Raw genomic sequence first — 20,283 nt, forward strand, 5'->3', positions numbered from 1 at the left:
ATCAAATCTTCTTCATAAACATAACGGTTTGGACTTACCTTTAACGAATACTCTTTATTAATACCATGAACGTTATACTTCTTTGCAATTAACGTTCTTCTATCAATCACCCACGAATGTGGCTCTTTATTTCTTGCTATTTTAGAAGGGTAGTAAAAATGTGCTGTAGCAACAATTGATGGTTCATGTGTTATAAGTGGCCGCATAGAACCCCTAGTTATATTTTTAACATTATTAAATAAAGCATTAAAAGCATCCAATAAAGGATGCTTTTTTAATGGTATATCTAGTGACCGTGCGTCATTAATGCCAGCTTTTCAGGCTTATTATAAATTGCATGTTTTTCTATTATTTTCATTGTGTTGTCATTCATTCCAGTGACTTTAACATCACATCCTGCATTCATGAATTTCATAATCACTTTATCAAGCGCACCCACAGCGGTTATATCCCAAAAATGACAACTGGTTAAATCAATGGTCACGTACTTTGAAGGGCTATTGAAATTAAACATGTCAATGAAGGTATAAGCAGACGCAAAGAATATCTGACCATGTACCTTATGGATTGTGTGGTCATAACGAATGATAATATCATCAGTGACTTTCATGATTAACCTGCTCTGATTCGTGTAGAACACAGAAGCAATAACAACACCAACAACAACACCGATTGCTAAGTTATCGGTTAAGACAACAGAAACAACCGTTGCAATCATGATCACGTTAGAGTTTAGCGGCATGTGCCTCATCGCTGGTATTGATTTCCATGAAAACGTGCTTATAGAAACCATAATCATCACGGCAACAAGCGCAGCCATTGGAATTATCTTTAGATAGTCACCAAGGAAAACAACCATTATCAAAAGGAAAACACCTGATGATAATGTGGATAATCGAGTTCTACCACCCGATTTAATGTTAATCATTGATTGTCCAATCATGGCACAGCCAGCCATGCCACCGAACAATGATGAAACCATATTTGCTAAACCCTGACCTTTACATTCACTGTTAGTGTCACTATCTGTATCAGTAATATCATCAATGATTTTTGCAGTCATAAGCGACTCAAGAACACCAACAACGGCAAGTGCTAACGAGTAAGGGAAGATTATATTTAATGTTTCTAATGAGAATGGAATATCAGGGAACATGAATACAGGTAACGAATCAGGTAATGATCCCATATCGCCAACAGTACGAATATCTATGTTATACATCACACTGAATATAGTAATTGCAATAATACAAACTAATGGTGATGGCAATATTTTCCCAACCTTAGGAATATAAGGAAATAAATAGATAATCCCTAACCCGGCAGCAGTTAACGCATAAACCTGCCACGTTACATTGGTTAATTCTGGTAATTGAGCCATGAAAATCAATATTGCTAGAGCATTAACAAACCCGGTAACAATTGAGCGTGAAACAAACCTCATTAAATTACCAAGTTTTAAAAGCCCTATTACATATTGAATAACACCGGTAAGAAATGAAGCAGCTAAAAGATATTGTAAACCATGGTCTTTAACTAACGTCGTCATTAACAAAGCCATTGCGCCGGTTGATGCTGAAATCATTGCAGAACGTGAACCGGTGAAAGCTATAACAACACAGATTGAAAATGAAGCGTATAAACCGACCTTTGGATCAAGTCCGGCGATTATTGAAAATGCAATAGCTTCCGGTATTAACGCTAATGCTACAACTATTCCTGATAATAAATCACCTTTAATATTGTCAAACCAACTTTCTTTATAAAAACTTAACATGAAAAACCTCTTTATTAATTAATGAGACATAAATTGATAAGAGATTTATTTCTAAGGCGGACTATTAATGATGTATTCCCTTTGCTTTTGTATTTTCGGCATATAATACAGCTATTGTATAAACCTACCAATCACAACTATTACTCATAATTGAATCTTAACATTCCAACTATATTCATTGATAAATTAAGTGGATTACATTTAATAGTACGAGTACCCATAAAGTATTTTTTTGCCATTAACGGTTGTAATGACTTTTATTAGTGAGGAGTTTTGTTGTGAGAAGTAAATTTTCATATTGATGCAAATAAAAAACATCCTGATTCCTCAGCCACCAGCAAGACTGAAAAATCATTATGCTTTACTACTATGGCTACATATTTTCTCGCAAAAAATCTAAAAATACCCTCATCTTTGAAGAGACTAGATTTCTATTTTGATAAATCGCATAAGTTGAACTTAAATGGAGACACGGGCTAAATTGATGTTCTGGTAACACCTGAATTAACCGACCAGAGTCTAGTTCATCTTTAACTGCCCAATAAGGGATAAGTGCAATACCACCACCATGAAGAATAAGTTGTTTTTGTCCATTCACTGAATCAACAGTCATATAGTGTTTGATGGCTAATTTTTGAAAATTGTTTTTTACCAAATACCAATCTTTCCAACCATGGTAGCCATACACCACGCAATCATGGTTGATCAATTGCTCTGGTGAATCTGGTAGTCCATTCTCGTCCATATACTCAGGGCTTGAGCATAAAAGAAAATGATTATCTACCAGCTTTCTCGCAATCAAACTAGAGTCGGGTAAACGACCACTGCGAATCGCGATATCAACATTCTCTTCGATTAAATCCACAATCCGTTCAGTCAGCTCAACTTCGATGCGAATATCAGGATAAGCCTTCCTAAATTTAGGCAATAGGGGCAGAATGCGGCTTTCACCAAACCCCACTGTAGTGCTAATTTTTAGGTTACCTATTGGGCTAAGCTGCAGATCACCCACCGCACGTTTGGCTTCTTCAAGTTCAGAGATAATACGCTTTGAATAGTCATAATACGTTTTACCCGCTTCCGTTAAGCCGACATTTCGCGTTGTTCGCTCTAACAGGCGAATGCCGAGTTCACTCTCTAATGACGCTAATTGACGTGATATCGATGATGGCTGTACATCAAAAACTTTACTGGCTTTTGAAATGCTGCCCGTTTCTACAACACAATTGAAATAATGCAATTTATTAAATGTGGCCATATCTTTTGTCACCTCGTTACACGCCTCTCTCTTATTTTCACTATAACGCAGTTGCTTTTGCCTTAAAAGCAAAGCTATCTTGTTTTTCAGCATATTGTTGTTTATCTAGCAATGGCTAAAATGGCCGCATAAACCAAACCGGAGCGTAAGAAATGAAAGCAATGACAATTAGCAATATCGGCGGCTACGATGCATTTAACCTTACAGAACAACCAATGCCTGAACTGCAACTTGGTCATATGATTGTTGAAGTGAAAGCCACTAGTGTTAATCCGTTAGATACCATGCTTCGCTCTGCAGAGACGCCATGGTCTGAAAACCTACCAAGCATTCTTCATGGTGATGTAGCGGGTGTTGTAACAGCAGTTTGTGACTCTATTAGCAACTTCAAAGTCGGTGATGAAGTGTATGGTTGTGCTGGCGGTATTGCTGGTATTAACGGTGCACTGGCAGATTACATGTTGGTTGATGCCAACCTAATGGCACACAAACCTACCTCGCTGACTATGAAGCAAGCAGCAGCATTACCGCTTGTCTCTATCACGGCATGGGAAGCTCTGTGCGAAAAAATGGACGTTAAAGCGGGTGACAACCTACTTGTTCATGGTGCAACTGGCGGTGTTGGTCATATCGCGGTACAACTTGGTAAACATCTTGGTGCTACTGTTACAACAACAACACGATCTAAAAATGAAGCTGTAGCCAAAACACTTAACGCCAACAACGTGGTTAATGTAGAAAAGCAAAATGTTGCTGAATACGTTGCCCAATACACTGATGGCCATGGATTCGACGCCATCTTCGATACGATTGCAGGCGAGAATATCCAACGCAGTTTTGAAGCTGTTAAGTTCAATGGACGTGTGGCAACAACATTACCCATTGCCGATCCACTTCAGATTGCATTGAAAGGGCTTAGCTTCCACAGTGTATTAATGCTGATTCCTATGATTGAAAACATCAATCGTGCCCGCCATGGCAAGATTTTAGCCGCAGTAGCAGATTTAGTAGATCAAGGGAAAATCACCCCATTAATTGATGAGTCAGCATTCACTATCTGGCAAGTGGCTGAAGCGCATGCGCATCTAGAAGCAGGGAAAGCCGTAGGTAAAGTTGTACTTACGCACGATTAATAACAAATAAAAATAGTTGTCGTTAATCTTAAGCATTACCTCTGACGATTAACCATCATTGATTTTAAGCAGTGCTTACTATTTCGGACAATAACCGAATGAGTAAGTACTGCTTTTTTATTGAAACCACAGTCGCTTAGATGATAATGTTACAGTAACATTTGATGAGAACATTAGCATGAGCACAGAAAACCGTAAATCTCGCCCTACTCTACAAGATATTGCCGATCGTATTGGTATCACCAAAATGACGGTTAGCCGTTATATGAGAAACCCTGAATCGGTAGCCGTTGCCACTCGCGAAAAAATCGCGAAAATCGTAGAAGAATTGGGATATATCCAAAATCGTGCACCTGCAATGCTTTCAAAATCATCCAGCAAAGCGATTGGTGTTTTGTTGCCCTCTTTATCTAACCAAGTATTTGCTAATTTTGCACAAGGCATTGAAACCGTAACCAAAGCCAATGGTTATGAAACCTTGATCGCCCACTTCAGCTATAGCGAAGAGGAAGAAGAGAGCAAAATTGCTGCCCTGTTGTCATACCAAGTTGATGGATTAATTTTAACGAGCACAAATCACACTACTCGCACTCTTCAAATGATTAAAACAGCGGGTATTCCGATTATTGAAGCAATGGAATTACCTGACAACCCGATAGATATGGCGGTAGGGTTAAATCACGAGCTTGCAGCGTATACCGTTGTAAAAGAAATGATTGAAGCAGATAAATACAACACGGTGTACTTTGGTGCTCGTCTTGATACACGAACACAATTGCGAATGAACGGCTACGATCGTGCAATGCAAGAAGCCAACCTTGAGCCTGTGCATATTTTAACTGAAGAACACTCTAGTTTTACTTTAGGTCGACATTTACTTGATCGTGCCTTAACCGAACAACCAAACCTTAACGGGGTCTTTTGTACCAACGATGATATCGCTATCGGTACGATTATGGCTTGCCAAGCACGTGGTATTTCAGTGCCGAATCAAATCAGTGTTGTCGGCTATAACGCATTAGATATTGGTCAAGCGATGTCACCTAAACTGACAAGTATTGATACACCGCGCTTTGAAATTGGAGAAAAAAGTGCACAGCTCTTACTTTCAGCGCTAGCTGGTGATGTGATCGAACAAAAGGTTTTTGATATGGGTTTTACGGTAACGGAAGGTGAGAGTCTTTAATCCAATATATTTATGAGGAGTAGGCTACTCCTCATAAATCAGCGGCTAACCAAACGATTTCCCTAAAGCATCAAGTGAGGCTACGTTGTCTCGTACTCGATTTGATGAGATTTTCATCGCTTCAATTTGTTCTATATTTTTTGCGGAAGAATCGGATATTTGATGGACATTATTGCTAATTTCAGCAGCGACCGTGCCTTGCTCTTCAGCCGCTGTTGCAATCTGTGTTGAAATTTCTGCAATTTCGTCCACCATCGCAACGACATCTTTAATGTTCTGTGCTGTCAAGCTTGTATTCTCAACACATTGCTGAGTTTTTCGGATGCTATGAGTCGTTCGTGACTGCCAGTCGCCCAGAGATTTATTGATCTCATCAATACTGGATTGAATTTTCTCGGTTGCCCCATGTGTTCGTTGAGACAATGCACGAACTTCATCAGCAACAACGGCAAACCCTCGACCTTGTTCACCCGCCCTCGCCGCTTCGATTGCCGCATTAAGTGCAAGTAAATTTGTTTGCTGCGCAATACCCTGAATTTCGACCATCATGGCTTCTATTTGGTCAGACACTCTGGCTAAAGACTGTGCTGTTTCAGCCGTATTTTCCGTTTCAATCGCAAGTTCATTGATATTATCTTGGGTCGTGTTGAGGATCATTGTTGTTTTGGCGCACTGATCTTGAGCAAGTAAAGCCTTATCGGATGTTAGTTGTGTGTTTTGTGCAATTTCACTGGCAACTGCAGACATCTGAGTGATCGAAGTAGCAATGTGCTGAGTATCTTGATCTTGTACTGTAATTGACTGCTTGGTTGTCACAACCGCTTGCTGTAAATCTCCACTTACCATTTTTAATGTCGAAGAGGCATCATCAACACGCCCGAGAACCGTTTTAATCCGTGCATCACAAAGCTGTAAATGAAAATCAGCAATGGATTCAACTGAATCACCACTGTAAATAATGCGAGTTAAGCTATCATAATCATCTTTGAGCTTTTTAAAATACTGTGGTTGTTTAAACAACTCATTGCGATAAAAAAGAATAAACAGCACTAATGGGATTAAAGCACTGAATTCAGCAAACTCATGTAATGAGAAATGAGCGCTACTAATGGTAATCAGTGTGATGGCTGTGACTAATAAAAATTTTTGAAGTATTGAAAGCTGAAATGAATATGGGTTTTTCTTTAAATTAAGTTGCTCATAAATATGAGTCGCTGAAGTGATCATTGCGGGTGTCGGCTTGCGTCGAACTGATTGGTAACCACAGACCCGGTCATTTTTATATATTGGTGTAACATATGCGTCGACCCAATAGAAGCTGCCATCTTTACAACGGTTTTTCACTATTCCTCGCCAAGGCTTATTTTCTTTCAAATGTTTCCATAAATCGCCAAAAGCTTGAGGAGGCATGTCCGGATGGCGAATAATATTATGATGCTGACCCACCAATTCTTCGCTGGTGTACCCGCTTATTTTAATAAAGTCATCATTCGCGTAAGAGATCACGCCTTGTAAATCTGTGGTTGTCACGAGTTGGGCATTATGCTCTAAAGGAAGTTCTCTATCGACAGTATACTGATTGCTTTTCATTGTTCACCCTCTTCCATAAGCTGACGATATAAGCAGCCTTCCATTTTCAGCTGCAACATGCCATCACAAATAATCACTATCTTCACATTAGATTTATTTTATATATATCAAATGTAGCCCATATGCTTAAGAGTGCTTATATTTTTGGATAAACCTGACTCTTTACTGCTTCCTGTCACCTAGTTATTTGTGATCCGAGCTGCAAAGTTACACATCCATTCCCCCCAATAAGCTTAGTGCCGACTAACTATCATCACTCTCTATTCCAGATAACAAGCCCAAAGTATGCTTTAGCTCAAGAATCTGGCACCTGAACTCAATGTGTGTTTCATTGCGAAACATAAGCACCTCCAAACAGTTCCATATTGAAACATAACAACCGGAGTAACACCTCTTCTCTTATTGGCATACCATCAGCTTTAACATTACAGGTAAATTTATAAACATCGGCGAAACACAACCGCTGGATTGTGCCTACTGCGCAACTCAACAGCGATTTGCTACGACTTCCTTTTACCCCATAAATAAACTGCTCCAACGCAGAATAATAAGGATAGAACGATGAAAAAGATGATTAATCAAATTGATCAAGTGGTTAAAGAGCAACTTCAAGGTATTGCGAAGGCTCATTCTGAACTCGACGTACACTTAGATCCGATGTATATCGTGCGAAAAGAGCGGGAAAAAACCAAGGTTGCACTGATCTCTGGGGGGGGAAGCGGTCATGAACCGATGCACGGTGGTTATGTAGGAAAAGGCATGCTTGATGGTGCTTGTCCTGGTGAAATGTTTACATCACCTACACCCGATCAAATGTATGAATGTGCACAGAAGGTCGACACAGGTGAAGGTGTTCTCTTTCTTATTAAAAACTATACCGGCGATGTACTAAATTTTGAAACAGCCGTTGAACTTCTTCACGGTGAGGGCATAAAAGTACAAGCGACGCTGATTGATGATGATGTTGCAGTGAAAGATAGTCTATATACCGCTGGGCGACGCGGCGTTGCGACCACAGTGCTGGCAGAGAAAATTCTAGGGGCAGCTGCCGAAGAGGGATACGACCTCGATAAAATGAGTGCTTTAGCTAAACATATTGCTAACCGTGGACGTTCATTTGGTGTTGCACTTTCTGCTTGTACTGTTCCTGCCGCTGGTAAACCAAGTTTTGAGTTAGCTGATAATGAAATTGAATTTGGTGTTGGTATCCATGGGGAACCCGGTATCGAACGTCGCGCCTTTACTGATGGCGACACTATCACTAACGATATGATGAGTGAGATATTAGATAACACTCCCTATGAACGTATTGTTCACCGCTGGGATAATAATTTAGGTGAATGGCAAGACGAATCTTGGGTCACAGAATCTCTCAATTCTGGCGATAAGGTTATTGTACTCGTGAACAACCTAGGGGCAACACCACAATCTGAGCTCTACATGGTATATCGAAAAGTTGCTGAAATACTGGAAAACCATGAGATACAAATTGAACGAAACCTTATTGGTAGCTATTGCACATCACTAGATATGCAAGGGATGTCTATCTCAGTGCTAAAAGTCGATGATGAAATGTTATCTCTGTACGATATGCCCGTTAACACACCAGCAATGCGCTGGGGCTGCTAAACGTTAAGGAACAACTGATGACAATTACCAAACAACAAATCGTTCAGTGGCTTGAAGGTTCAGCTGACGTATTCCAAAACGAGCAAGATTTCTTAACGGAGTTAGACCGAGAAATTGGTGATTCAGATCATGGGCTCAATATGAACCGTGGTTTTCAAAAAGTAAAAGAGAAATTACCAAGTGTTGCAGATAAAGACATTGGCACTATTTTGAAAACCACTGGTATGACACTGCTATCAAGCATAGGTGGAGCCAGTGGTCCACTATATGGCACTTTCTTTATACGCGCAGCAACCAGCGCAATGTCTAAAGAAGAACTCAACCTTATTGAACTCACCAAAATGCTTCAAGACGGTATGGATGGGATTGTTCAACGCGGAAGAGCAGAGGTGGGTGATAAAACCATGATTGATACCTGGAACGGTATTATGACAAGCCTAAAGCAAAACCAAAATATCAGTGTTTACGATGCACTAAATACAGCAGTTACCAATGCTGAAGTCGCAATGAAAAGCACAATTCCAATGCAAGCAAAAAAAGGACGAGCAAGCTATTTAGGGGAGCGTTCTATTGGTCATCAAGACCCAGGAGCGACATCCACTTACCTACTTTTTACTGCACTACGGAACGCTTCAGCGCAATAATCTTCTCCCCTTTTTTTTTCTGTTCGAGGTGGTATTACACCACCTCACTTTAAGGTCTAATTATGGTCAGTATTGTAATTGTTTCCCACAGCCCAGATTTAGCCAAAGGCGTTCATGCGCTGGCTGAACAGATGACACAAGGTAAAGTCCAAATCGCTGTCGCTGCTGGCGTCGATGATCCTGAAAATCCAATTGGTACCGATGCGATAGCCATCATGATGGCTATTGAAGAGGTATATTCACCCGACGGTGTTTTGGTTCTCGTGGATATGGGTAGCGCAATATTAAGTACTGACATGGCCTTAGAACTTATAGGCAGCGAACAAGCTGCACATGTGCACATCTGTGCTGCACCGCTCATTGAAGGAGCGATGTCGGCAAGTGTTGCCGCAGCTACTGGTATGTCTCTCGAAGACGTCACCAATGAAGCACACAATGCATTACTCGCAAAATATCAACTGTTGAACCAAAGAGCGAAGCTACCAAGTGGTATACCAACAGATCTGCTACCCACTCCAGCAGATAGTGAAAACGAAATAGAAATCGAATGGCTGGTGCAAAACCCCCATGGCATTCATGCCAGACCAGCTTCTGCAATTGTCGGTGCTATCAGCACATTTGATGCTCAAATATGGCTACGTTGCCATAACAGACGCGTTAGCGCCAAGAGCATTAACAGTATTGCGCTATTAGATGTAAAACAAGGCGACACCTTAGCGTGTATAGCCAGTGGTAAAGAAGCACAACAGGCATTACAAGCATTTCAATTGCTCGCACATAACCATTTCAATGAATCGATAGATGAGCAAATCGATATCATTAATAATCAAAATAGCGTTAATACAATTGCTCAAGTCACCGATATCATTGAAGATGAACATGGATGCTTAAGAGCCATAGGTATATCTGAAGGAATCGCTATCGCTCCAATCTGGCACTACCGCGCAACAATGCCTAAAGCACGAGATCGTCGCTATCTAAGTTATGAGCAAGAATGGACGTTATACACTCAAGCCTGTGATGCCGCTCAGCAAGAACTCGCCCAATTAGCGCACCGAACTGCTCTCGCGGGCTCAAAATCAGAAAGTGATATTTTTACAGCTCATAGCGCTATGTTGGCAGATCCTGATCTTAGCAATCAAATTGCACAACAGCTCAGCAATAAAATCAATGTGGAAAATGCTTGGTCATCAATTATTGAGCAGACAGCGCAAGCTTACAAAGACATTTCTAGTGAATATATGCAGGCACGTGCCAAAGATATTTACGATATTGGTCGCCGCGTAATGAGATTACTCATAGGGGAAGCTGAACAAAAAATCGTGCTAACTGAGCCAGTAATTTTAGCTGCTGTTGACTTATCACCATCAGATACCGCACAACTTGATCCCGCGATGATCAAAGGGATTATCCTAGAGCAAGGAGGAAATACATCACACTCCGCTATTCTTGCTCGGGCATTAGGTATTCCGGCGATTACAGGACTCAATAAATTAATGTCTCGTAGCCAAGAAGGCAGCGTTGCAGTCATTAATGGGTGCAGCGGAGAAGTGTGGTTATCACCTACGTCACTGCAACTTGAAAGCGCACAAAAAGAACTTGAAAAACAGCAGTTCCAGAAAGAGCAAGCCCAAGCGACAATGATAGAAAAAGCGTATACACAAGATGGTATTTCAGTAGATGTTTTTGCTAATCTAGCCACTTTAGATGATGCGGAACAAGCACTGAATAGCGGTGCAGAAGGTGTTGGATTAGTCCGTAGCGAATTTCTTTTTATGGAACGCGAACAAGCACCGTCCGAACAATACCAATATGAATTCTATTCCCAAATAGCTAATTCATTTGGTAATAAACAGGTGATCATACGTACACTCGATATTGGTGGCGATAAGCCTTTAGCCTATTTGCAACAAGGGCATGAAGATAACCCATTCCTTGGTTGCCGAGGTCTGCGATTATGTTTGCAAAATGAAAAGTTGTTCAAAGTACAGCTAAGTGCCTTGCTTCGAGCAAGAGCTAAGCATCCGAATTTGCATGTGATGTTTCCAATGGTTTCTACTCCAGAGGAATTACACCAAGCGAAATCTCTACTAAATGACTGCCATAACGCATTACAACGTGACGGTATATCGAGTGCCATTCCCGACATTGGTATTATGATTGAAGTACCAGCAGCGGTAGTCAATGCCAAGCAGTTAGCTAAAGAAGTCAGTTTTTTCAGTGTCGGTACCAACGATCTCACTCAGTATGTGATGGCTGCAGACAGAGGCAATAATGCGGTTTCGTATTTAGTCTCTGCCACACAACCTGCTGTACTACGTATGATTGAACTCGCAGTTAAAGCTGCCCATGATGCTGGCATCACTATTGGGATATGCGGTGAAATGGCTGGCGATCCAAAGCTAACCGAGACGCTGATAGGAATGGGGGTTGATAAATTGAGTATGAGCCCAATCCGTATTGCAGCGGTTAAACAGGCGGTACGAGCAACCCACCACCAACAAGCTGAACGGAAAGCGAAAGAGCTCCTGAATGCCGAGACCTTACCGCAAATATTGGCCATGCTCTAAGTCTCCATGATCTAAGTGGCCACTATCAACTAACACACCGCGCATAATGTGCGGTTTTTATTTCTAATTATTTATAATCATTCACGTCAATATCGTAATTTTTGAGCTTGCGCCACAACGTCGTACGACCCACCTTTAAATCTTCACACATAGAGCCGATTTTCCCTCTGCAATCTAAGGCAGAACGAATAATTGTCACCTTTTCTGAATCAGCTAAATTGTTTGAGTGCAAAGGCTTATTACCTGTCTGGCCATGATCTGTTGCGGTAATAATATTGTCTGGTAAGTCTTTCACTCTAATGACACTACCATCCGAAAAATTGGCAGAACGCTCAATCACATTACGCAATTCTCGATGATTTCCAGGCCAGCGGTATCGCATTAAAAATGACAATGCTTCTTGACTAAGGGCCAGTAATGTTTTCTTTTCAGCTTCCAAGTGAGTCAGTTTTCGTTCAACAAGAATGGGAACATCCTCAATTCGGTCACGAAGTGGAGATACGTGAATATCAAACGTTTGCAACTCCAAAAGAAGCTGCCTACGAAAATGTTTTTCCACTACATACTGATCTAAATCGACGTTCGATGTGGCAACAATACGCACATCCACAGAAACAATATTACCGTTCATACGATTGATTAGGCCTGTCTTGAGTAAGTGAAGCAAGGCAGCCTGTACCTCAGAAGACAAACATTCCACTTGATCGAGAAATAAAGTACCGCCATTCGCCAGTTCAAACTTCGAAACAGAAGAGTGCTCACTTTCAAGTGCTGAACCTAAAAATTCACTCGCCATAAGCTCTTTGGGAATAGCTTGACAGTTTATGGCAATGAACGGCTGACCATGCCTATCACTGCCATTATGAATAGCTTGGGCAAGGTGACTTTTCCCAATCCCATCTTCACCATGAAGCAAAACAGGGCCTCGACCTTTTGCTGCATGGCGCGCTTGCCGAACCACACGCAGCATAGCATCCGACCCCCCGACAATATCGTCAAAGGTCAATCTCGCCCGATTGCCAACATGCTGATGCACTAAGTCGCGAATATGCTTAATAGGGTAAAGCAGAGCTATATAGCAATGGGTAGTATTTTGAGCATTTTTCACAATTTTTAGCGACATGACTAAAGAAATAAGCCGACCTTTGCTTTCAATGGTCGTATCGACCATATCTAGCCCAACACCACGTTTGATTGCTTGGTGAATACACTGAGGCATAGTGAGTATCGAACTGATTTCTCTCCCTAACTCACTGACTGTGAGGCTCAAAAGGTCACAACCTTTTTGATTCAAATAATGAATGTTTCCATTGGGATACCATGCAAGTACACCTTCCTCAACACCTTCAAGTAAAACATGTACCTCAGATAGATGCTGATTGGACTCGGTAAGCATACTCTCAGCCTGCATCTGGCTAGCTATATCACGGGAAGCAGAATGGATTAAGCCCAATGCTGAAACACTGGCTTTTTCGACAGGCAGAACCAACGCGACGCAGCCTAACGCAGTGCCTGTATCACCAAATACTGGTGCGGCATATACCGCAAAACTATGTAGTGCTTGCTTGAAATGCTCAAAGCCAACAGCTTGAGTCGCTTTCGCTAAATGCATAGCACTTGAAATTGCATTATTACCCATAATACCTTCTCGCCAGTAAACCCCCTCTTGAATCCCAAGCGTATCAAGTTTTACTTTCATCGCATTGTCTGCGCATAAATACAGAGTACAACCAGCTTCATCGCTAATTACAAAAGCACAGCTTTCGCTTTCTAGATATTCATAAATATCTTCAATAGCAGGTATGGCAATATTTAAAAACGAAGCTTTACTTTTCTGTATCGAGGCATAGGTTACCCCTTTAGCTCGGTGAGGCATCGCCCAATGATCATGACACTGCTGTCGACGACATCTGGCCCAGACTTGTTGCAAGTACGGTTCAATATTAGGAAGTTCAGCTTCTGCTGACGATTGGGATACAAAAGCGTTCCAAACCTCTTTGGTCAATACTTGATTAGGTTGCATAAGAAACATAATTGCTTATTCAATTCAGCGGTTATCTTAGCGTGTTAGATCAAATAAAAATAATACCCAGATTGGAAAACTGCATTTTAGAAAAGGCTTTTATCAAAAAGCCTTTCCATAACAACACGACCATTATCGCGAAGTAGATCGTCTGGTATTAACTACGATTGTTAAACAACCACTTAATAAAGAAATGATGCACCTTGTTCAGCGCTCGATACGTTTTCACGCATTATTTTGAAGATGTCACGTCCCCACGTCATTTGGCGAGATTCAGTATCGATATTATCTACAGTTCGATGCTGCATATCAGCTAAAACATCCAACTGACCCGTTACGCAATCTAGTCGCACTATATCGCCGTCTTGAATCAATCCAATGACACCACCACGCAGTGCTTCTGGTGAGACATGGATCGCTGCTGGAATTTTGCCCGAAGCACCGGATAGTCGACCATCAGTCACTAATGCCACTTTGAAGCCAGCTTTTTGAATATTGCCAAGGATTGGCATCAATTTGTGCAATTCCGGCATTCCGTTCGCCGCAGGGCCATTATGCGTCACAACAATAATACCATCTTGGTTCAGCTCACCAGATTTATACGCCGTTTCTACATCATGTTGCGAAGTAAACACTTTTGCTGGCGCTTCAACCACACGGTATTCTTCTGCAACCGCTGACACCTTGATCACTGCACGCCCTAAATTACCGTTTAAAACTTTCGTGCCGCCCGTATTTTGGAAGACTTCGCCACTAACAGCAACAACCTCAGGGTTTGTCGTTTCACCGCGTGCTTGCCAGATAACGTCTTCCCCCTCGAGGCTTGGTGACATCAATTGCTGCTCAAACGATCCAAAGGCTGGGGTGACATCAGTATGTAACAAACCACTCTCATGCAAACGCTTCATCAATGCAGGCACACCACCAGCAGCTTCAAATGCATTAATGTCGGCAGGCCCGTTCGGGTATACCTTCACCAATAATGGCACCACATCAGACAAGTCACTGAGATCTTCCCACGTCAGAATAATACCTGCAGCACGTGCAATGGCGATCATATGAATACTGTGATTAGTACTGCCACCTGATGCTAATAATGCCACCAGCCCGTTGACTAAACTTTTCTCAGTGAATACATCGCGTAGTGGACGGTAAGAAGGTGTATCTGCCGTCATCGCTGCAATACGTGTTGCGGCATAATCCGTTAATGCAGTACGCAATGGTGATAATGGATGTACAAAAGCAGAGCCAGGGAGCATTAGCCCCATAGCTTCAAACACCAACTGATTCGTATTTGCGGTGCCATAGAAGGTACACGTACCAGATGAGTGATAGGCATTACACTCCATTTTTTGCAGTGCATCTTTACCGACTTTGCCTGCTACAAATTTTTGGCGAACATCCACTTTCTCTTCATTCGTAATACCCGTAGACATCGGCCCTGCAGGAATAAAGGCTGTTGGTAAATGTGCATAAGTAAGCGCACCCATTAACTGCCCCGGTGCAATTTTGTCACAAATACCGAGTAACAACGTGGCATCAAACACATTATGACTAAGAGAAAAAGCTGTCGATTGGGCAATAAGATCACGAGAGAACAGTGACATATCCATGCCAGCTTGCCCTTGCGTAACACCATCGCACATCGCAGGTACACCACCCGCAACTTGCGCAGTATGGCCTTGAACATTTAAGACCGCTTTGATTTGATCTGGGTAATCTTTATAGGTTTGATGCGCACTCAACATATCGTTGTACGCAGTTACAATACCGACATTGGCATGAGTAAAATTCAGAATTGCTGTTTTTTCACTGTTACATGAAGCCGCTACTGCGTGGGCTAAGTTACCGCATGATAACTGCGCTCGCCCTTTACCTTCAGCGGCTTGCTCATCAATTTTGGCAAGAAAAGCCGTGCGTGTTACTTGGCTTCGTTCAATAATGCGTTGGGTAACGTCGAGAAGAACAGAATGCGTCATACTAGTGCCTCTTTACTGTGATCAAAAATAGCTTTGCGTGAAATATCAAGAGCTTCTAATGCAGAAATAGCATTGTTCAATACGCCGTCCATCGAATTATTGATATCAACAGTAATAACTTGATGCTCATTAGTTGGGCGCTCTAATACATCAAATTGGCTTCTCACCATATTCTCTTTCATGAAATGACCTGTCCGTGAACGCATTCGCTCTAAAATCAGCTCAAAATCACCATCTAAAAACAAGAACGTCACATTACTATTACCCTCTCGAATCTGGTCTCGATAGCTCTTCTTCAATGCAGAGCAGACCAAAACACCCGTCTCATTTTTACTTTCAAGACTAAAGGCTGCATCACGAATCCGCTCTAGCCATGGTTCACGATCTTTATCATCTAGAGGCTCACCACGAGACATTTTCAAGATATTGGCTTTCGGGTGCAAATCATCACCATCAATAAATTTCGCGCCAATTCGATTAGCTAATAGTTGCCCTACAGTACTCTTTCCACAGGCTGATACACCCATGACAATAATGCTTTTCCCCGCCATTCAAGCTCCTTAATCACTTTCTGATCTAGATCTCATTTTTTTAATACATTCGATATTTAGGTTTATTTTATCAAAGTTACTGGTAACATGTTACCCGTAACTTGAGTGGTTGTGAACCTCTCAAAAAAGAATTCATAAAAAACTACGTTTAGCGCTACCAGTATTGCTCAATGTTTGCTGCGTGAAATGTCATGGAGAGGGGATATAAATGGGACAAACAATCGAAAGCAAATTGAAGACACTAAAAATAGTGCCTGTAATTGCTATCAAAAATGCAGAAAGTGCTCAGCCGTTAGCAAAAGTGCTAGTGGATAATGGGTTGCCTTGTGCTGAAATTACATTCCGTACAGATGCCGCGGCAGAGTCTATTCGTCTTATGCGTGACGCATATCCAGATATGCTGATTGGTGCTGGCACTGTGCTGACAATAGAGCAAGTCGACCAAGCTATTTTGGCCGGTGCTGACTTTATTGTGAGCCCAGGCCTTAACCCCACCACAGTTAAGTATTGTTTAACGAAAAATATTCCTGTTATCCCTGGGGTTAACAACCCTAGCTTGGTTGAACAAGCCATGTCATTAGGGTTGAAAACAGTGAAATTTTTTCCAGCAGAACCATCGGGTGGTATTAGCATGCTTAAAGCACTATCAGCTGTATACCCAGTGGAGTTCATGCCTACTGGTGGTATTAGCCCTGCGAATGCCAATGACTACCTTGCTCTTGAAAAAGTAGTGGCATGTGGCGGTACATGGATGGTTCCAAATAATTTAATTGAGCAAGGTGATTGGCAGGCAATTGGTCTGTTAGTTAGTGAAATCAATAAGTAAAAAGAAACTAAATTTCTGTCATCAGTACTTACATTTTTACTGATGACATTTTAAGCCAAATATAAGGGAATAGGCGGCAATTCTACCCGCAAATATTCTCCGTTTAAGCAGGAGTTGAGAAAATGTCGAAAGATCACAGCACCGTTGCCCGCTCGATAGTCGAGCAATTGGGTGGTGCAGACAACGTTGTAGCACTGACCCACTGTATGACGCGTTTGCGCTTTGTACTAAAAGATGAAGCAAAGGTTGATGCTTCTGCACTAAAAGCACTTAAAGGCGTCATGGGCGTTGTACATAATGGTGACCAATGTCAGGTGATCATTGGTAATAATGTTTCTCATGCTTATAAAGAAGTAATGAAGATATGCCGCTTAGATGGCAATACTGATGATGCACCTGCAGCAAAGAAAGTGAAGTTAACACCGAAAGTTATCGGTGCAAAAATGCTTGATGCACTTGTTGGCACCATGTCACCACTGATCCCAGCGATTATCGGTGGCTCTATGGTTAAACTTGCCGCCATGCTTCTACTCATGTTTAACATTTATGAAGCCGACGATTCAACGGTTATCCTACTAAACACAATTGGTGATGGTGCCTTCTACTTCCTACCACTAATGGTGGCAGCATCCGCTGCAATTAAATTCAAAACAAACATGTCGATAGCTATCGGTATCGCCGGTGTATTGGTTCACCCTAATTTTGCCGACTTGATGGCACAAGCTGCTGATGGGCGCCACGTTGATTTATTTGGTATTCCAATCACTTCAGTACGTTATACCTATACTGTTATTCCTGTATTGATCATGACTTGGATCTTGTCGTACATCGAACGTTGGGTTGATAGCATTACACCTGTTGTGACGAAGAACTTCTTGAAGCCAATGCTTATTGTGCTAATTGCAGCACCAGTAGGTATCGTGCTGGTTGGCCCTATGGGTATTTGGATCGGTACTGCGCTTTCTACGCTGGTATACACGATTCACGATGCACTGGGTTGGTTAGCTGTCGCAATTATGGGTGCACTATGGCCGCTATTGGTTCTAACGGGGATGCACCGCGTATTCACACCCACTATCATTCAAACTATCGCTGAAACAGGTACTGAGGCTATGGTAATGCCAGCTGAAATCGGTGCAAACATCGGCATGGGTGGTGCTTGTTTGGCTGTTGCTTGGAAAACCAAAAACATCGCACTGAAACAAACATCGATGGCGGCTGGTGCATCAGCATTGATGGCAGGTATCTCCGAACCAGCATTGTACGGTGTATTACTGCGCTTGAAGCGTCCACTGATTGCTGCTCTGATTACAGGTTTCATTGTTGGTGGACTGGCAGGTATGGCGGGTATTGCAAGCCACTCAATGGCGGCACCAAGCCTATTTACCAGTGTACAGTTCATTGACGTGAACGACCCGATGAGCCTCGTGTGGGTTCTAGGTCTGATGGCTCTATCTGTTGTTCTGTCTTTCGTACTAACCTTACTGCTTGGTTTTGAAGATATTCCTGAAGACGAGGATGAATCAAACCCTACGGCTGCAAAAGAAACAGCAGATAAAGACGTTGAAGCAAATAAAACACCTATATCAACAAAACCCGCAATTGCCTAGTGTGGTTGTTTAACTAATGAATTTAAGCCACCTCTCGTCGAGGTGGTTTTGTTACAAAGAGGTATAACATGGCTGATGTTAAATTCCCGGAAGGCTTTTTGTGGGGTGGCGCAATCGCCGCTAACCAGTCTGAAGGTGCCCACCTTGCTGGTGGAAAGGGGCTGACCACAGTTGATATGATCCCTTATGGTGAAAACCGTATGCCGATTAAATTAGGTCTACGAAATTCAGTTGAGCTTGACCAAACTGAATATTACCCAAGCCACCAAGCGATTGATTTTTATCACCGTTATAAAGAAGACATTGCCATGCTGGCAGAAATGGGCTTTAAAGTATTTCGCATGTCGATTGCTTGGAGCCGCATCTTTCCTAACGGTGATGAAGAAACTCCAAACCAAGCAGGGATTGATTTTTACCGTTCTATATTCGAAGAATGTAAGAAATACGACATTGAGCCATTAGTAACCCTTTGCCATTTTGATGTACCGATGCATTTGGTGAACGAATACGGTTCTTGGCGTAACCGCAAGATGATCAGCTTCTTTGAACGTTATGCGCGTACCTGTTTTGAAGCCTTTGACGGTTTGGTGAAGTACTGGCTTACCTTTAACGAAATTAATATTTTACTGGCTAGCCCATTCTCTGGTGCCGGCTTGATGTTCCAAGAAGGTGAGAATAAAGATCAAATTAAGTATCAAGCCGCTCACCATGAATTGGTTGCAAGTGCACTTGTGACGAAAATAGCTCATGAAATAAACCCTAACAATCAAGTTGGTTGTATGTTGGCTGGTGGTAATTTCTATCCATATTCTTGTAAGCCGGAAGATGTATTTACTGCTATGCAAAAAGATCGTGAAAATCTGTTTTTCATTGATGTTCAATCGCGTGGCTATTACCCCTCTTATGCCCAAAAAGTCTTTAATGATAAGAATGTCGTACTCGATATTCATGAAGAAGATCATGAAATTCTTAAGCATACTGTCGATTTCATTTCATTTAGTTACTACGCATCTCGCTGTGCTTCTGCCGATATGAATGAAGGTAACACTAGCGAAGCCAATGTAGTAAAGTCGATTAAGAACCCGCACCTACCTGCAAGTGATTGGGGCTGGGTGATCGACCCACAAGGTCTGCGTATTACCATGAATACACTGTATGACCGCTACCAGAAACCCCTTTTCTTGGTTGAAAATGGCTTGGGTGCAAAAGATGTTATTGAGGCAAATGGTGAAATCAACGACAACTATCGAATCGACTATCTGCGTGAGCATGTTGAGGCAATGAAAGATGCGATCGGTGACGGCATTCCGCTAATGGGTTATACGCCATGGGGTTGTATTGACTTGGTGGCAGCTTCAACCGGAGAAATGAGCAAGCGATACGGCTTCATTTATGTTGATCGGGATGATCTTGGTAATGGCACACTAAACAGAATGAGAAAGAAATCGTTCTACTGGTATAAAAAAGTGATTGCCAGCAATGGAGAATGTTTAGATTAATAAAAGCA

14 protein-coding genes are annotated in these 20,283 nt (G+C 41.9%); 8 read left to right on the forward strand and 6 right to left on the reverse strand.

Going from position 1 to position 20,283, the window contains the following annotated elements; translation table 11 throughout:
• Nucleotides 1-286 precede the first annotated feature (286 nt).
• Nucleotides 287-1,777 carry a SulP family inorganic anion transporter gene (locus C9J48_RS07260; RefSeq protein WP_006228885.1) on the reverse strand — a complete coding sequence of 497 codons (1,491 nt, stop codon included), beginning with the start codon at nt 1,775-1,777 and terminating at the stop codon, nt 287-289.
• Nucleotides 1,778-2,150: 373 nt separating this feature from the next.
• Nucleotides 2,151-3,035, reverse strand: coding sequence for a LysR family transcriptional regulator (locus tag C9J48_RS07265; protein WP_006228884.1), 885 nt, complete (start codon nt 3,033-3,035; stop codon nt 2,151-2,153).
• Nucleotides 3,036-3,187: 152 nt separating this feature from the next.
• Between C9J48_RS07265 and C9J48_RS07270 the strand changes: the two genes are divergently transcribed.
• Both C9J48_RS07270 and C9J48_RS07275 read left to right on the forward strand, forming a co-directional pair.
• Nucleotides 3,188-4,168 (forward strand): zinc-dependent alcohol dehydrogenase family protein, encoded by a 981-nt coding sequence (locus C9J48_RS07270; RefSeq protein WP_006228883.1) that lies wholly within the window; start codon nt 3,188-3,190, stop codon nt 4,166-4,168.
• A gap of 178 nt (nt 4,169-4,346) precedes the next feature.
• Nucleotides 4,347-5,354, forward strand: a complete 1,008-nt coding sequence (locus C9J48_RS07275; protein ID WP_006228882.1) for a substrate-binding domain-containing protein — start codon at nt 4,347-4,349, stop codon at nt 5,352-5,354.
• 45 nt (nt 5,355-5,399) lie between these two features.
• On the opposite strand, the gene C9J48_RS07280 is transcribed toward C9J48_RS07275, so the two are convergent.
• Nucleotides 5,400-6,944 (reverse strand): methyl-accepting chemotaxis protein, encoded by a 1,545-nt coding sequence (locus C9J48_RS07280; RefSeq protein ID WP_006228881.1) that lies wholly within the window; start codon nt 6,942-6,944, stop codon nt 5,400-5,402.
• A gap of 561 nt (nt 6,945-7,505) precedes the next feature.
• Between C9J48_RS07280 and dhaK the strand changes: the two genes are divergently transcribed.
• The 3 genes from dhaK to ptsP all read left to right on the forward strand — a co-directional run bounded on the left by dhaK (nt 7,506) and on the right by ptsP (nt 11,787).
• The gene (gene dhaK, locus C9J48_RS07285) at nt 7,506-8,573 is read left to right on the forward strand and encodes a dihydroxyacetone kinase subunit DhaK (protein WP_006228879.1); all 1,068 of its coding nucleotides are present in this window, start codon (nt 7,506-7,508) and stop codon (nt 8,571-8,573) included.
• A gap of 17 nt (nt 8,574-8,590) precedes the next feature.
• Entirely contained in the window at nt 8,591-9,217 is a 627-nt protein-coding gene (gene dhaL, locus C9J48_RS07290) for a dihydroxyacetone kinase subunit DhaL (RefSeq protein WP_006228878.1), read from the forward strand.
• A 62-nt stretch (nt 9,218-9,279) separates the two neighbouring features.
• Nucleotides 9,280-11,787, forward strand: coding sequence for a phosphoenolpyruvate--protein phosphotransferase (ptsP, locus tag C9J48_RS07295; protein WP_006228877.1), 2,508 nt, complete (start codon nt 9,280-9,282; stop codon nt 11,785-11,787).
• Nucleotides 11,788-11,854: 67 nt separating this feature from the next.
• On the opposite strand, the gene dhaR is transcribed toward ptsP, so the two are convergent.
• The 3 genes from dhaR to C9J48_RS07310 all read right to left on the reverse strand — a co-directional run bounded on the left by dhaR (nt 11,855) and on the right by C9J48_RS07310 (nt 16,340).
• Complete coding sequence (gene dhaR / locus C9J48_RS07300; RefSeq protein ID WP_006228876.1) at nt 11,855-13,810, reverse strand: dihydroxyacetone kinase operon transcriptional regulator DhaR; 1,956 nt, start codon at nt 13,808-13,810, stop codon at nt 11,855-11,857.
• A 182-nt stretch (nt 13,811-13,992) separates the two neighbouring features.
• Entirely contained in the window at nt 13,993-15,789 is a 1,797-nt protein-coding gene (gene edd, locus C9J48_RS07305; protein ID WP_006228875.1) for a phosphogluconate dehydratase, read from the reverse strand.
• On the reverse strand, nt 15,786-16,340 hold the full coding sequence (locus C9J48_RS07310) for a gluconokinase (RefSeq protein ID WP_006228874.1): 555 nt from the start codon (nt 16,338-16,340) through the stop codon (nt 15,786-15,788). Before C9J48_RS07310 ends, edd begins: the two co-directional genes overlap by 4 nt.
• Before the next feature lie 208 nt (nt 16,341-16,548).
• Between C9J48_RS07310 and C9J48_RS07315 the strand changes: the two genes are divergently transcribed.
• From C9J48_RS07315 to C9J48_RS07325, 3 genes are all read left to right on the forward strand, one after another.
• Nucleotides 16,549-17,166, forward strand: coding sequence for a bifunctional 4-hydroxy-2-oxoglutarate aldolase/2-dehydro-3-deoxy-phosphogluconate aldolase (locus C9J48_RS07315; RefSeq protein WP_006228873.1), 618 nt, complete (start codon nt 16,549-16,551; stop codon nt 17,164-17,166).
• Nucleotides 17,167-17,288: 122 nt separating this feature from the next.
• A complete protein-coding gene (gene ascF / locus C9J48_RS07320; RefSeq protein ID WP_006228872.1) occupies nt 17,289-18,776 on the forward strand; it encodes a PTS cellobiose/arbutin/salicin transporter subunit IIBC in 1,488 nt (495 codons plus the stop codon).
• A 68-nt stretch (nt 18,777-18,844) separates the two neighbouring features.
• Nucleotides 18,845-20,275 (forward strand): 6-phospho-beta-glucosidase, encoded by a 1,431-nt coding sequence (locus tag C9J48_RS07325; protein WP_006228871.1) that lies wholly within the window; start codon nt 18,845-18,847, stop codon nt 20,273-20,275.
• Nucleotides 20,276-20,283 lie beyond the last annotated feature (8 nt).

The organism is Photobacterium profundum, from assembly GCF_003026285.1.
Lineage (GTDB): Bacteria > Pseudomonadota > Gammaproteobacteria > Enterobacterales > Vibrionaceae > Photobacterium > Photobacterium profundum.